Below are 15097 nucleotides of genomic sequence, written 5' to 3'. Positions count from 1 at the left end.
CGTTCATGAAAGCGGGGGCTAGTCTTTGTATTTACAGGGAACAAGTAAAATCAACCAGTTAGGGCATTTAGAAATCGGCGGTGTCGATACAGTTGAACTTGCCAAACAGTATGGGACACCGTTATATGTATACGATGTCGCACTCATTCGCGAACGAGCCCGTTCTTTTAAAAATACATTTGAATCATTAGGAGTTCCATATCAAGTTGCTTATGCAAGCAAAGCCTTTTCTTCCATTGCAATGGTGCAGCTTGCAAATGAGGAAGGGCTTTCTCTTGATGTCGTTTCAGGCGGTGAACTGTATACGGCATTAAAAGCAGGATTTCCTCCGGAAAAAATTCATTTTCATGGAAACAATAAAAGCATCGACGAGCTTGCAATGGCTCTGGAGGCAAATATCGGTTGCATTGTGATTGATAATTTTTATGAAATTGATGTTTTATCTTCTCTTTGCCAGCAAATGAATAAAAAAGTTGCGGTATTGCTTCGCGTTACACCAGGCGTCGAGGCACATACACATGATTACATTACAACCGGGCAGGAAGATTCGAAATTTGGATTCGACCTTCATAATGGTCAAATCGAAAAAGCGATTGAGCTTGTAAAAAATCAATCGCATTTACAGCTATTAGGAATCCATTGCCATATCGGTTCGCAAATTTTTGGCACTGAAGGATTTGTTTTAGCAGCAGGAAAGATTTTTGGGAAAATTTCTATTTGGAAAGAAAAGTTTCAGTTTGTTCCGAAAGTTGTAAACTTAGGGGGAGGATTCGGAATTCGATATACGAAAGAGGACGATCCTCTGCCAATGAATGTATATGTTGAAAAAATGGTGGAAGTTGTGAAAGGGCACTCTGAGAAGCTTCAAATTCCTCTCCCTGAAATATGGATTGAGCCAGGACGCTCTCTCGTCGGGGATGCAGGAACAACCTTGTACTCGATAGGATCTCAAAAGGTCGTCCCTAACATTCGCAAATATGTTGCGGTGGACGGAGGCATGAGCGACAACATCCGGCCTGCTTTGTACCAGGCAAAATACGAGGGGGCTCTTGCCAACCGGATGAATGACGAATGTTCTGAGACTGTATCGATTGCTGGAAAATGCTGCGAAAGCGGGGACATGCTCATTTGGGATTTATCCCTTCCTACCGTAAAAGCAGGCGATATATTAGCTGTTTTTTGCACGGGGGCTTACGGATATTCTATGGCAAATAATTATAACCGGATCGCTCGGCCTGCTGTTGTATTTGTTGAAAACGGCGAAGCGAGACTTGTCGTCAAAAGGGAAACATACGAGGATTTAGTCAGTCTCGATTTGCCTTTAAAAGCGGAAGTCGGTCAACCGTAAACGAAAAACGGCGTCTCAACATTAGTTGAAGACGCCGTTTTCATTCTTGGAAAAACGATGCGATGGCATCAATGATCGAAGAAAAGAATTCTTTCAATTTTTGCAAAAAGCTTTGTCCTTCTTCGGATTCGAGAAATTTAGAAATTTTGTCTTTTGCTTTGTCAAGCTGGTTTCCGACTTCATCCCAATTGATATTGACGTTAATCATATTGTTAAATAAGAGGATTAAATTGTTTATATCATCTTCGGAAAGATTTATTTGCAAATCTTTTGCTGCTTGTTCAATCATTTCTCTTAGCTCTTGGTCATTTTTCGGAACGCCGTTTTCGGACATCTGTTCTTTTACTTTTGCAATTAATGCCGAAGCATTTTCGTCACCAATCTTATCTCCAAGCTTTGCTGTTTCCACCAGCTCTTGGTTGGCGACCTGTTTCACGTCTTCAGGGATCGCTTTATCAGTCGAAACTTCATAAGCTTTTATCAACCCTGTTAAAGCGGCTGTTCCGGAAACTTCAAAAGGCGCGGTGACATAAACATTTGCATCTTTGACACCAGCTGTCATGAGCGCATTTAAGTACATTTCATCCGTGACCCAGTTTATGTTGTTTGTTTGGACTTCTAAACCAGATCCCTTTTTCTCAATTTGTATTTTGGAAGAAGAAATCGCTTTTGAACCGATTTGCGCTTTCGGAATATAATCCCCCAAATATTTGTGCTCCTCTTCGTTTGTCACGGTGACCGTTTGCACGTTATCTGGTACGCCCATTTCCTTTAAGAGATCCTGCTTTTGCTGCTCCGTTAAATCGCTGCCTAACGTGACAATAACATCTCCAACAACAGAATCAGCAAAACTAGTAGTTGGTGTTGCCAACCCAATAGCAAGTAATATGGATAAAACGATTTTTTTCATCACTTAACCTCCTAAGCGAACATGACTTCGAATATATGATATAGAGTGCAAAAACTTTCAACCATTTAAGACGTATATATATACTAAAACGTTTCATCTGTATTTTATGTTTTACTCTATGATAAAATAAAGAGAAAATTTTTTCATGAAAGGGAGCTGTTTTATGAGCAAAAAAGGCTACATTTTAATGGAAAACGGAGAAAAAATTGAATTTGAGCTTTTTCCGAATGAAGCTCCAAATACAGTGAAGAACTTTGAAAAACTTGCGAATTCAGGCTTTTATGACGGTTTGACTTTTCATCGTGTTATTCCAGGGTTTGTAAGCCAAGGCGGATGTCCGAATGGCAACGGCACTGGTAATGCAGGATATACGATCAAATGCGAAACAGATGGCAATCCGCATAAACATGTAACCGGCGCCATTTCTATGGCTCACGCAGGCAGGGATACAGGCTCTTGTCAATTTTTTATCGTTCATGAACCTCAGCCTCACTTGGATGGAGTTCATACTGTTTTTGGCCAAGTAACTTCAGGCATGGAAGCTGTGTTGAGCATGAAAAACGGAGATGTAATGAAAAAAGTAGAAGTGTATGAAAATTAAATTCCTCTTTCAAATAGAAAGGGATGTACAAAATGAGAATGAAAAACTGGATATTATTTATTGTTCTTGTTGTATTGAGCATTATTTGGGGACTCGTCTATTGGATGTTCATTGCTGACTAGCTGAATACCGCTCAGCTTTAGTTGATAATATAATTCTTGTAGATGCGGTCAAGTGTAGGAGAGAAATAATCGATAAAAAGGCACTTTTTCATATTGGTCAAAGATTGCTTTCTTGACAGAAGACCGTTTGAAGGGAGATAATAGTAAAATAATTGGCTGTTTTCTTCAGCTTTGTTTCTTTTTCAAAAACTCGTGAATGCTTCAAAATGGAAGGTGGGAAGCAAGAGGAAGCAGCCGTTTTTCCCATTGAAAATAACATAAAATGAATGATGCATCCTTCGGGGCAGGGTGAAATTCCCGACCGGCGGTGATAAAAGCTTTTAAGCTTTTTTAGCCCGTGACCCGCATTGGCGGAACGCCTTTGCGGTGGATCTGGTGAAAATCCAGAGCCGACAGTATAGTCTGGATGGGAGAAGGATCACTTTTGAAGGTGAGGAGTATAAACTGTTCAAAAAGAACAGATTTTATACTCTTATTTGAGTATACCTTCTTTTCGTTAAAGTGATCATCAAGCCCTGGGGGAACAAACCCGGGGCTTTTGTTTTGAAATCAACAAAAGGGAGGTGTGTCCTTCATGAATGACGAAAAATGGATGGAATTTGCCTTTCAGCTAGCGAAACAAGCAATCGGCCAAACGAGCCCTAACCCGTTGGTGGGAGCGGTCGTTGTGAAGGATGGGGAACTGATCGGGTTTGGAGCGCATTTAAAGGCTGGGGAACCCCATGCGGAAGTTCATGCTTTAAATATGGCTGGGGAAAAGGCAAAAGGTGCAACGCTGTACGTCACGCTTGAACCTTGCAGCCATTTTGGCAAAACTCCTCCCTGCTCTGAGCTTATTATCAAAAGAGGGATTAAACGGGTCGTTGTAGCTGCTTTGGATCCGAATCCTCTCGTAAGTGGACGCGGTGTGAAAGCTTTGCAAGATGCTGGAATCGATGTGGAAGCCGGGATATTGCAAAAAAATGGACATGAACTTAACAAAGTTTTCTTTCATTACATTCAAACAAACACTCCGTTTGTCACATTAAAATATGCCGCAACATTCGATGGGAAAATTGCTACAAAAATAGGTGACAGCAAGTGGATTACCGGAGAGGAAGCAAGACAGGATGTGCACCGTTACAGAGAAATACACGACGGCATTTTAGTGGGTGTTAATACAATTATAAAAGACAATCCAAGTCTGACTTGTCGGCTGCCGGATCGCAAACGAACACCGATACGGATTATTTTAGATACCCATCTGCGAATTCCGATGGATGCCAATGTGATAACTGACAAGGAAGCAGAAACTTGGGTCATTTGCCAAGATGGGGATCTCAATAAAAAAGCGGAACTGAAAAAATTAGGAATAGAAGTGTTGACTTTACATGATCAATGGAATATCCCAAATATTTTAAAAATATTAGGCGAGCGAGGCATCACCTCCCTGTTCGTTGAAGGAGGAGCAAGAGTCCATGCTTCATTTTTAAAAGCGGAAGCAGTGAATGAATTAATCGTGTATTTTGCACCCAAAATATTGGGAGACCCTGAAGGAATATCAGCCGTCATGGGCGATGAAGCATTAAAGATGAGGATGGCACATTCATTTGAAATTCAGTCCGTTACGAAAATAGGAGAAGATGTGAAAATTGTCTCCGTTCCGAAAAGAGGTGGACAAGATTGTTTACTGGAATCATTGAAGAAATAGGGGAAATCAAATCAGTAAAAGGAACGAATCAAGCAGTAATTTTAGAAATTTATGCAAAAAACATTTTGCAAGATGTAAAAATAGGCGACAGCATTGCCGTCAACGGAGTCTGTTTAACGGTCACCGACTTTGAATCGAATTATTTTTCTGTGGATGTCATGCCTGAGACGATGGCGGCAACGACATTAGGTACATTAAAAACCGGATCAAAGGTGAATTTGGAAAGGGCAATGGCTGTTGGCGACCGATTTGGCGGCCACATCGTTTCAGGACATGTTGATGGCGTTGGCACGATCGTCAAAAAAGAAAGAAAGGAAAATGCTGTTTATTATCAAATTAAAGCTCCTAAAGATTTGCTTTATTACATGATATTAAAAGGTTCAGTTGCAGTTGACGGAACGAGTTTAACCATTTTTGGCTTAACAGAACAAACCTTTACGATTTCGATTATTCCTCACACATATTCAGAAACAATTATTGGGGAAAAGGAGATAGGCGATAAGGTCAATATTGAATGTGATTTGATCGGGAAATATTTAGAAAAGTTTGTCCGCAAAGAGGCGCCAACCGGAATTACCGTTGATTTTTTGCAAAAGCACGGTTTTTACAGTGAATAGAGGTGATAGAATAATGTTTCATTCCATTGAGGATGCCATCGCAGATTTAAAACAGGGGAAAGTGATCATTGTCGTGGATGATGAGAATCGGGAAAACGAAGGAGATTTTGTCGGTCTAGCTGAGTTTTCCACCCCTGAAATGATCAATTTTATGATTTCAAAAGGAAAAGGTCTCGTCTGTGTGCCGATCACGGAATCGTTAGCGCACCGTTTGCAGCTTCACCCTATGGTAGCGGAAAATACAGATTTGCACCAAACCGCGTTTACTGTCAGCATCGATCATCAAACAACAACGACGGGAATCAGCGCATATGAGCGAGCTAAAACGATTCAGTCGCTCATTCAGCCGGATGCAAGGGCGGAGGATTTTAAAAGACCCGGACATGTTTTCCCGTTAATTGCAAAGAACGAAGGAGTATTAAAAAGAGCCGGCCACACGGAAGCAGCCGTTGATTTGGCAAAGCTGGCAGGATGCTTTCCAGCTGGCGTCATTTGTGAAATTATTAATGAAGACGGAACAATGGCTCGGGTTCCTCAATTAAAAGAAATAGCGGAACAATACAATTTAAAAATGATCACGATTCAAGATTTAATTCAATACCGCAGAAAACGGGAGGAATTAATCAAAAAAGAAGTGGAAATCGAGCTTCCGACAGGTTTTGGCCGTTTTAAAGCCATCGGTTATACCAGCTTGTATGATGGAAAAGAGCATATTGCGCTGGTGAAGGGTGAAATTAAGCCGGAGCATCCCGTTTTAGTTAGAATCCATTCAGAATGCCTGACAGGAGACGTCTTTCATTCTCACAGATGCGACTGCGGCCCGCAGCTTCATTCTGCATTGAGTGAAATTGAAAAAGAAGGAAGCGGAATTTTGCTCTATTTGCGCCAAGAAGGCAGGGGGATCGGGCTAATAAATAAATTGAAAGCATATAAGCTTCAAGAAAAAGGTTATGATACGGTCGAAGCAAATGAGGAGCTCGGCTTTCAGCCGGATCAAAGAGAATATGCTGTTGCAGCACAGATGCTGAAGGATATTGGAGCCAAGTCTATTCGTTTAATGACAAACAATCCGAGAAAAATGAAAGAAATGCAAGAATACGGACTTGAAATATTGGAGCGGGTTCCAATTGAAATACCGGCAAACAAGGATAATGAAAAATATTTGAAAACAAAAAAATCGAAACTAGGACATCTACTTCATATTTAGCGGGAGGTTATACTAATGAGCATAAACAAAATTGAAGGACATTTAGTCGGAAAAGATTTGAAAATCGGAATTGTCGTATCAAGATTTAATGAATTTATTACAAGCAAGCTGTTAAGCGGAGCAATCGATGCTCTCATCCGCCACGGCGTTTCGGAAAGCGACATTGATGTTGCATGGGTTCCGGGGGCTTTTGAAATCCCGCTTGTATCCAAAAAACTGGCTGAGTCCAAAAAATACGATGCGGTCATTGCCTTAGGAACAGTTATCCGTGGATCCACTACGCATTACGATTACGTATGCAATGAAGCGGCAAAAGGGATTGCGAACGCTTCTCTGCAAACAGGAGTGCCGGTAATATTTGGCGTCGTCACGACGGAAAATATCGAGCAAGCGATTGAACGAGCAGGAACGAAAGCGGGCAATAAAGGCTGGGACGCAGCACTATCGGCAATTGAAATGGCAAATTTAATCAAATCCCTCGCCCAACTTTAAAGAAAACAGTTTAAAATTCATAAGAAAATGTATATAATGTTAAGAGCAATATGATAAATGGGATTCAACACCAGTTGCCCATAAAATCTTTCTTGAAAGAATGTTATATATTAACGAGGGATCCAGCATGTTAGTTCGATATAAGAAAGCTTTTGAAAAAATTGCGATGGGGCTTCTTTCCTTTATGCCGAGTGAAAAGGATTTAAAGCAGCTCCAGCAAACGATGAAAACGTATGAAAATGACGAAAATTGGCAGCTTTTCTTATGGAAGGAAGAAGATGTTATCGGAGTGATCGGCGTTGAATTGAAAGATAAAGGAATAGTGGAAATTCAGCATATTTGCGTAAACCCGTCCCATCGTCATGAAGGAATCGGCAAAAAAATGATCAATGCCGTAAAAGAGCTATATAAAGATAAACATGTTATTCCTAGCGAACAAATTCAATCCTTTTTTGAAAAATGCGACCATGAACAATTGGAAAAAGAAGAGAGCTGATCACTCTCTTCTTTTTCTTTTTTTATGCCAATTTTTCAATCTCTCCTCAATGATGTCCGTTCGATCCCTTGTTTTATGTTTATGTATTAAAAAAACGTTTGAAATATCGCTAGGCTCACCGAACGTTTTTCCTCGTTCCTTTGCTGTTGTTAAGCAAATTTCGTAAAGGTTTTGATCAAAAATCGGCAGCTGAATGCTTTTATATGGTTCTCTTTTTTGAATTCGACCAAAAGTGTTTTGTAAAATATGTAAGAGCTGTTCATCATCCAAACCGAGTTTGTTAAGAGACGCCGTTTCATTTTTTAAAATGCGAATAGCATTTTTCATCATCCGCTCAGCACCATTGAAATTTTTTCTCCTGTAATGATAAAAGCTAACGGCAATTTGTATGAGCCCGACCCAGATTTGTTTTCTCTCTTCTTTAGGATCTTTTTTCCACAATTCTTCTAAAATTTCATGACATTCAAAATAATCCCGGTCACAATGAAAATGATATAAAAACTCAATATATTCAGGTGGGTACATATTGAGAAAACTCCTTTTTTCTACTATATATGTTATAGTTTATGAAAATGGCTGCAAAAAAGAAAGTATTCATGCCTGATTTAAAAATAAACAAAAATGAGCTTTGTTGAAAAAGAGTATTGGATGTATTTTTCTATTGGTCTATACTAAAAATTAGCCATTTATCGAGGGTGATGATCAGGTAATGTATCTAGTAAAGTTAGAAGCTTTTGAAGGTCCGTTAGATTTGCTTTTGCATTTAATTCATCGTTTAGAAATTGATATATATGATATCCCTGTCAGCGAAATAACAGAACAGTATATGGAATATATTCACACGATGCAGGAGCTTGAGCTGGATGTTGCCAGTGAATATTTAGTGATGGCAGCCACATTATTGTCGATTAAAAGCAAAATGCTCCTTCCAAGACAGGAGGAAGAGTGGTCAGACGAGGAAATCATCGAAGAAGAGCAGTCCGATCCGAGAGATGAGCTTGTTACCCGTTTAATTGAATACAAGAAATATAAAGAAGCGGCAGTAAAGCTGAAAGAACTGGAAAGTGAACGGGCGCTTGTCTATACGAAGCCTCCAAGCGACTTGAGCGAATATTTGGAGGAAAAAGAGCCGATTTTGCAAAAAGGAAACGTAACGGTTTATGATATGATCGCTGCCTTTCAAAAAATGCTAAAACGAAAAAAAATTGAAAAGCCAATCGAACGAACCGTAGCAAAAGAAGAAATCCCGATCGAAAAACGAATGAAGGAAATGATCATGGAGCTGAAGGCATCGAAAAAGAAAAAGGAGTTTCACGATTTCTTTCCAGCTGACAGGAAGGATTATATGGTCGTGACTTTTTTAGCTTTGCTTCAGCTGATGAAAAATGAATACGTTCATGTAGAACAAGAACATAATTTTTCAGAAATTTATATTTACGGGAGTGAAAAGCTGCATGAGTTTAGGGATTATTGAATGGAAATCCATTTTGGAAGGGCTCTTATTTGCGGCTGGAGACGAAGGCCTTTCCATCAAGCAATTAACTTCCGTTCTTGAAATTGACGAAGCAACGGTTTTAAGCATTATTGAAGATTTAAAAGAGGAATACCAAAAAAAAGAACGGGGGATCGACCTTGTAGAAGTAGCAGGGGTTTACCAGCTCACAACCAAAAAGGAGCATGCACCATATTTAAAGCGGCTGATGGAAACTCCTATGAACCAATCACTCTCTCAGGCTGCGCTTGAAACATTGGCCATTATCGCTTATAAACAGCCGATTACCCGGATTGAAATAGAAGAAATTAGAGGGGTAAAGTCAGAAAGGCCGATCCGGACCCTTTTAGCGAAAGGGCTTATTCAAGAAGTCGGCAGAGAAGAGGGAGTGGGAAGAGCTATTTTATACGGAACGACAAAAGAGTTTCTTGAATATTTCGGATTAAAAACGATCGAAGAATTGCCTTCATTGACAGAGATCGAGAATGAAGAGCATTTTATTCAAGAAGAGGCAGATTTATTCTTTGAAAAATTAAATAACTTGTAAGTCGTCTCAGGCGGCAGTCTGAGACTTATTTTTATTTCACATTCTTTCAAATTCCGTTCATACGGTTGTCTTCTTTGCATAAACTTGTACAAAACGAATCGAATAAAGGGACGTGAAAGCATTAATGAACAAATGGACATCACGTATTAATGTATTCATTCTTTTTATATTGATAGGCCATTTTTTTATCCCGACAGCTCATGCAACTCATACGATTGAAGTTAGTGCAGAAAGCGCCATATTAATGGATCAGGAGAGCGGCCGGATCCTTTTTGAAAAAAACCCACATAAAAAAATGCGCATTGCAAGCATTACGAAAATCATGACGGCGATTTTAGCAATTGAATCAGGAAAAATGGATCAAAATGTGACTGTCAGTGACCGCGCTGTCCGAACTGAAGGGTCTTCCATATATCTTAAGCAAAAGCAAAAGGTGAAGCTGGAAGATTTGGTTTATGGTCTTATGCTAAGGTCCGGAAATGACGCTGCGGTGGCGATTGCTGAATTTGTCGGAGGCAGTTTAGATGGTTTCGTATTTATGATGAACGAAAAGGCGAAGGAAATCGGCATGACAAATACTGAATTTGCCAACCCGCACGGTTTGGATGATCACGAAAACCACTATTCTACCGCATATGATATGGCTCTTTTAACGAAATACGCCATGGAGAATGAAACGTTCCGCAAAATATTTGGAACAAAAGTTTATAAAAAAGACGGATTTCAGTGGAAAAATAAAAACAAACTTTTAAATTTATATGAATATTGTACAGGCGGTAAAACCGGGTACACAAAGAGGGCAAATAGAACATTAGTCTCCACTGCGGAAAAAGATGATTTACATTTAATTGCTGTTACGCTAAATGCTCCCGATGATTGGAACGACCATATGTCCATGTTTAACAGCGCGTTCAGCGAATATGATCAAGTGACGATCAAAAAAGAAGGATACCTTGCCATTGACAACAAGTTTTACAAAGACCGCATCTTCATTAATCGCGACATTGTTTATCCGCTGATGGAGGAAGAAAAAAACAAAATAAACATCCGTTTATTCCTAGCAAAACCGAAGGCTTCGTGGAAGAACCATCCTGAAAAGGTTCCAGAAAAAGTAGGAACATTGAGAGTGTTGCTCGATGGCGAAACGATTGAAGAAGTGCCGATCTATTTTGAAAACGGTGATGTAGAGCCTCCGCATGGCTGGTTTGGAAAGATGATCGATCTATTTTTTGATATGCTGGGTGTTTCCGCATGATTCATATTATTTGGGTTGCCTTAACTTTGATCGGCGTCGTATTTGCAATGTTCAACGGAACAATGGAGGAAGTGAATAAAGCCGTCTTTTCAGGTGCAAAAGAGGGTGTCACCATTGCCTTTGGCTTCATCAGCGTGCTTGTATTTTGGTTAGGCTTAATGAATATTGCTGAGAAAAGCGGTCTGTTAGAAAAGCTAGGGAATCTGTTCAAACCGCTGATGAGGAGAATTTTTCCTGATGTTCCCCCTGAGCATCCTGCGATGGGCTACATGCTGTCAAACTTGCTCGCCAATATGTTTGGGCTAGGAAACGCAGCTACACCGTTGGGAATTAAGGCGATGGAGCAGTTGAAAAAATTGAACAAAAATAAAGACCAGGCGTCCAGAAGCATGATCACCTTTCTAGCATTAAATACAACTGGATTGACTCTTGTTCCAACAACTGTAATTTCTATACGAATGACATACGGTTCGCATAATCCGACTGATATTGTCGTGCCAACGCTTCTGTCGACTTTCTTTGCTACCATAGCCGCTATTATGATTGACCGCTATTTTTACTATTTACGAAAAAGAAAAGGAGAATAACGATGGTGTTCATTAGTGCTGTTTCGATATGGCTGATCCCATTGATCATCGGTTTTATTTTGTTGTACGGGACTTTTAAACGCATTCCAACTTATGAAGCGTTTGTTGAAGGTGGAAAAGAAGGAATCGAAATTTCTTTTTCCATTATTCCGTATCTTGTCGGCATGCTCGTGGCAGTGTCTGTTTTTCGCGCTTCAGGGGCTCTCGATTTTTTTATGGACCTGTTAAAACCGATGTTTCAAGCTATCCACGTCCCGGCGGAAATTGTTCCGCTGGCGTTAATTCGGCCCATCTCTGGAACAGCTTCGTTAGGAATTATGAGCGATTTAATTTCAATGCATGGAGCGGATTCGTTTATCGGTCGACTGGCAGCCACCATGCAAGGGAGCACAGACACGACTTTGTATATCATTACAGTATATTTCGGTGCTGTTGGGATCAAGCGAATGGGCGATGCGATAAAGGTTGGGCTGCTGGCGGATTTTGCAGCCATCCTTTCTTCCATAATAATTGTTACGCTCCTTTTCGGTTAAGCTTTAATGAGCTTAGCTTTTTTATTTGCAAAAAAATAAATGCGTTCATCTTGTGTAACGAGACCGAAAGAAGGTAATATTTTTAGAGAGGTGAGATCAATGGAACGTTTGCAAAAGGTGATAGCGCGTTCGGGAATTGCTTCAAGAAGAAAAGCGGAGCAATTAATTTTGGACGGAAAAGTTACTGTAAATGGACAAGTTGTAACAGAGCTCGGAACAAAAGTATCTGACGAGGACAAGGTGGAGGTAAACGGGATTCCGGTAGAAAGGGAAGAACCGATTTATATTTTGTTTTATAAGCCTAGGGGAGTTATTTCGAGCGTGAAAGATGAAAAAGGAAGAAAAGTCGTCACCGATTACTTTCGAGATTTTGAGCAGCGCATCTTTCCGGTCGGCAGACTTGATTATGATACTTCAGGCCTTCTAATCCTGACAAACGATGGCGATTTTGCTAATTTGTTAATGCATCCACGATATGAAATTGATAAAGTGTATGTAGCGAAAGTTAAAGGAATTCCAGGAAGGAAAGAATTAAAACAACTGGAGCAAGGGATCATGCTGGAGGATGGAATGACAAAACCAGCAAAAGTCAAAATGCTTTCTTTAGATAAAAGAAAAAAAACGTGTATAATCGAAATTACCATTCATGAAGGAAGAAACCGGCAAATTAGAAGAATGTTTGATAAAATCGGCTTTCCTGTGCTGAAGCTGAAAAGAGAACGGTACGCATTTTTAGATTTAAAAGGGCTCAATCCGGGTGCGTTCCGCGAAATTACTCCCCACGAGGTGAAGAGATTGCGGGCGTTGGCCCAGCACGGCAAGCATGCGAGAGTTTAGCCTAAAATCGGTTAAGCTTTCGCATTTATACCGACAAAACGTTGCAAACAATGTACTGCTTTAGGGGCTTACACGTTTTTATGTCACATAAACGTCAAAATTATTTTTCTGAATGAACGGAAATTCAATGATATAATAACAAGCGAATGAAAAACAAAGGGAGTACACACGATGAAAAAAAAGCGACTCATTACTCGCTCGATTATTCTTGTTATTTTATTAGGTGCTCTTGGATATACACTCTATTCAAATTTTTTTATGAGCAAAGAAAAAGTGAAAGTCGGATCAGCTGCGCCTGATTTTGTTCTTACTGATTTAGAAGGAAAAAAGCATCAATTTTCCGATTATAGAGGAAAAGGGGTATTTCTCAATTTCTGGGGAACGTGGTGCAAACCTTGTGAACGTGAAATGCCTTACATTGAAAGACAATATCAGCACTATAAAAATTTAGGCGTGGAAGTTTTAGCTGTCAACGTTGGCGAATCAAAATTAGTAGTGGAAAAATTTGCGGAAAAATACGGACTCAATTTCCCGATTGTCATTGACAAAAATCAGCAGGTGCTTCATGCATATGATGTAGATCCGCTGCCTACTACGTTTCTCATCGATAAGAACGGGAAGGTTGTCAAAATCATTACTGCACCAATGACGGAACGGGAAGTTCGAGATTACATGGAAATGATAAAACCATAGTTAGGGAGTTTTCAACATGAATCATGTGAAATGTGAATGCGGTCATGTAAATCCGTTCGGTACTGTGCTGTGTGAAAATTGCGGACGGGCCTTGGCAGCAGAGAGCGAAGGCAATTCGGAAAAACTTCATGATATGCGTTATGACGGAAGCGCCAGACGTTCTCAAACATATAATAAAACGATCGTCGATAAAGTATGGAATTTTTTCTCTTCTGTTAAAGTTGGAGTCTGGCTGATTGTGATAACGCTGATCGCATCAGCAATCGGAACGATTTTTCCGCAAGAATTGTACATACCTTCCAACGTAACGCCAGAGCAATTTTATAAAGATGAATATGGAATTTTAGGCCAGCTTTATTATCAATTAGGCTTTCACCGCCTATACGGTTCTTGGTGGTATATGACCTTGATCGCATCGATTGGAATATCGCTTGTGATTTGCTCGCTTGACCGAGTTATTCCTCTTTATCGTGCCTTGAAAAATCAAGGTGTGTCTCGGCACGAGTCTTTTTTGAAAAGACAGCGCCTTTTTAGCGAATCATATGTGGACAATATTGAAAAAAATGTAGAACAAGTTAAAAAAAATTTAACAGCGCGCCGTTATCGCATTCGAGAAGAAAATGGAAACATTTTGGCAGAGAAAAATCGATTTTCCAGATGGGGTCCGTATGTCAATCATATCGGATTGATTATTTTTTTAATTGGAGCCATGCTCCGCTTTTTCCCGGGGATGTATGTGGATGAGGTTCTCTGGTTAAGAGAAGGGGAAACGAAAGAAATACCCGGGACAAATGGCGAGTATTATTTGAAGCATCATCAATTCATTTTGGAAACTTATCAAAAGGAAAAAGAAAAAGATGTGTTTCAGGAAGCGATTGACCGTGTCGGCGATGGAAGCGTAGCTAAAAACTTCCAATCAAATGTGACGCTTTATAAAAAGCAGGGAGACAGCCTGCCGGGTGAAGAACCAAAATTAAAAGAGGTAAAAGACTTCAGCATTCGCGTCAACGAACCATTGAAATTTGATTCTTATGCTGTCTATCAAGTGAATTACAAGCTGAATGAGTTAAATAAAATGACGTTTGATCTTATCGATAAAAAATCGGGGAAAAGCTTCGGGAAAGTTGTCATTGACCTCTTAAATCCAGAAAAGAAATATGATTTAGGAAACGGCTATGCTGTTGAAATTGCCAGCTATCTTCCAGATTTTTATTTTGATGACGAAGGCAATCCAGCCACGCGGTCGAGAGTGCCAAACAACCCGGCATTTGTTTTTAAAATGATTGCACCTGACAGACCGAAGGGAGAAACGAGTTTCGTTGCCATCCAGCAAACGATTGAACCTAACGAGAATAACAAATACAAAATGAAATTTTCAGGAATTGAAACGAAAAACTTAACGGGTCTAGTTGTAAGAAAAGATTTAACTTTATGGGTGCTCGGTGTCGGCGGAGCCATTTTTATGATAGGCTTAATTCAAGGATTGTACTGGCAGCATCGCCGCATATGGCTGAAAGCGGATAACGACAAAATCATGCTGGCGGGGCATACAAACAAAAACTGGTTTGGATTAAAAAATGAATTGGACATCATTTTGCGCGATACTGAAATTCAAAAGCCTGTTGACCAAAAACAATTAAAAGAATAGAACCTCATGAAGGAGGGGAAGT

17 protein-coding genes and 1 riboswitch are annotated in these 15097 nt (G+C 39.9%); of the genes, 15 read left to right on the top strand and 2 right to left on the bottom strand.

The features are described from left to right. Nucleotides 1-25: 25 nt before the first annotated feature. Nucleotides 26-1348, top strand: coding sequence for a diaminopimelate decarboxylase (gene lysA, locus ACVIJU_RS13225; RefSeq protein ID WP_066247674.1), 1323 nt, complete (start codon nt 26-28; stop codon nt 1346-1348). A 40-nt stretch (nt 1349-1388) separates the two neighbouring features. On the opposite strand, the gene ACVIJU_RS13220 is transcribed toward lysA, so the two are convergent. Then, complete coding sequence (locus tag ACVIJU_RS13220) at nt 1389-2258, bottom strand: DUF1002 domain-containing protein (RefSeq protein ID WP_456687673.1); 870 nt, start codon at nt 2256-2258, stop codon at nt 1389-1391. A gap of 163 nt (nt 2259-2421) precedes the next feature. Here ACVIJU_RS13220 and ACVIJU_RS13215 point away from each other — a divergent pair, with 163 nt between their 5' ends. The 6 genes from ACVIJU_RS13215 to ACVIJU_RS13190 all read left to right on the top strand — a co-directional run bounded on the left by ACVIJU_RS13215 (nt 2422) and on the right by ACVIJU_RS13190 (nt 7483). Beyond that, on the top strand, nt 2422-2859 hold the full coding sequence (locus ACVIJU_RS13215; protein WP_456687672.1) for a peptidylprolyl isomerase: 438 nt from the start codon (nt 2422-2424) through the stop codon (nt 2857-2859). 392 nt (nt 2860-3251) lie between these two features. Then, nucleotides 3252-3403: riboswitch (FMN riboswitch) on the top strand. A gap of 152 nt (nt 3404-3555) precedes the next feature. After that, nucleotides 3556-4671 carry a bifunctional diaminohydroxyphosphoribosylaminopyrimidine deaminase/5-amino-6-(5-phosphoribosylamino)uracil reductase RibD gene (gene ribD / locus ACVIJU_RS13210; RefSeq protein WP_066247677.1) on the top strand — a complete coding sequence of 372 codons (1116 nt, stop codon included), beginning with the start codon at nt 3556-3558 and terminating at the stop codon, nt 4669-4671. Then, a complete protein-coding gene (gene ribE / locus ACVIJU_RS13205; RefSeq protein ID WP_063388638.1) occupies nt 4644-5288 on the top strand; it encodes a riboflavin synthase in 645 nt (214 codons plus the stop codon). Before ribD ends, ribE begins: the two co-directional genes overlap by 28 nt. A gap of 13 nt (nt 5289-5301) precedes the next feature. After that, a complete protein-coding gene (locus ACVIJU_RS13200; protein WP_063388637.1) occupies nt 5302-6495 on the top strand; it encodes a bifunctional 3,4-dihydroxy-2-butanone-4-phosphate synthase/GTP cyclohydrolase II in 1194 nt (397 codons plus the stop codon). Nucleotides 6496-6516: 21 nt separating this feature from the next. Then, nucleotides 6517-6987, top strand: coding sequence for a 6,7-dimethyl-8-ribityllumazine synthase (gene ribH, locus ACVIJU_RS13195; RefSeq protein WP_063388660.1), 471 nt, complete (start codon nt 6517-6519; stop codon nt 6985-6987). Nucleotides 6988-7114: 127 nt separating this feature from the next. Then, the gene (locus ACVIJU_RS13190; RefSeq protein WP_063388636.1) at nt 7115-7483 is read left to right on the top strand and encodes a GNAT family N-acetyltransferase; all 369 of its coding nucleotides are present in this window, start codon (nt 7115-7117) and stop codon (nt 7481-7483) included. Here ACVIJU_RS13190 and ACVIJU_RS13185 read toward each other — a convergent pair whose 3' ends face one another. Next, nucleotides 7484-8008 (bottom strand): DUF309 domain-containing protein, encoded by a 525-nt coding sequence (locus ACVIJU_RS13185; protein ID WP_063388635.1) that lies wholly within the window; start codon nt 8006-8008, stop codon nt 7484-7486. 184 nt (nt 8009-8192) lie between these two features. On the opposite strand from ACVIJU_RS13185, the gene ACVIJU_RS13180 reads away from it, so the two are divergent. From ACVIJU_RS13180 to resB, 8 genes are all read left to right on the top strand, one after another. Next, on the top strand, nt 8193-8957 hold the full coding sequence (locus ACVIJU_RS13180; protein WP_063388634.1) for a segregation/condensation protein A: 765 nt from the start codon (nt 8193-8195) through the stop codon (nt 8955-8957). Next, nucleotides 8938-9522, top strand: coding sequence for an SMC-Scp complex subunit ScpB (scpB, locus tag ACVIJU_RS13175; RefSeq protein WP_063388633.1), 585 nt, complete (start codon nt 8938-8940; stop codon nt 9520-9522). Before ACVIJU_RS13180 ends, scpB begins: the two co-directional genes overlap by 20 nt. Before the next feature lie 124 nt (nt 9523-9646). After that, nucleotides 9647-10777 (top strand): D-alanyl-D-alanine carboxypeptidase family protein, encoded by a 1131-nt coding sequence (locus tag ACVIJU_RS13170; RefSeq protein ID WP_066247679.1) that lies wholly within the window; start codon nt 9647-9649, stop codon nt 10775-10777. Beyond that, on the top strand, nt 10774-11364 hold the full coding sequence (locus ACVIJU_RS13165; RefSeq protein ID WP_063388631.1) for a nucleoside recognition domain-containing protein: 591 nt from the start codon (nt 10774-10776) through the stop codon (nt 11362-11364). Before ACVIJU_RS13170 ends, ACVIJU_RS13165 begins: the two co-directional genes overlap by 4 nt. A 2-nt stretch (nt 11365-11366) precedes the next feature. Beyond that, nucleotides 11367-11897, top strand: coding sequence for a spore maturation protein (locus ACVIJU_RS13160; protein ID WP_456687671.1), 531 nt, complete (start codon nt 11367-11369; stop codon nt 11895-11897). A 99-nt stretch (nt 11898-11996) separates the two neighbouring features. Beyond that, nucleotides 11997-12734, top strand: coding sequence for a pseudouridine synthase (locus tag ACVIJU_RS13155; RefSeq protein ID WP_340857146.1), 738 nt, complete (start codon nt 11997-11999; stop codon nt 12732-12734). Nucleotides 12735-12905: 171 nt separating this feature from the next. Continuing rightward, on the top strand, nt 12906-13427 hold the full coding sequence (gene resA / locus ACVIJU_RS13150; RefSeq protein ID WP_094246155.1) for a thiol-disulfide oxidoreductase ResA: 522 nt from the start codon (nt 12906-12908) through the stop codon (nt 13425-13427). A 16-nt stretch (nt 13428-13443) separates the two neighbouring features. Further along, nucleotides 13444-15075: a cytochrome c biogenesis protein ResB gene (resB, locus tag ACVIJU_RS13145; protein WP_456687670.1), complete on the top strand. Its 1632-nt coding sequence runs from the start codon at nt 13444-13446 to the stop codon at nt 15073-15075. The last annotated feature ends 22 nt before the right edge of the window (nt 15076-15097 follow it).

The organism is Aeribacillus sp. SP014, assembly GCF_054055575.1.
This window is presented reverse-complemented; position numbering and strand designations above follow the sequence as displayed.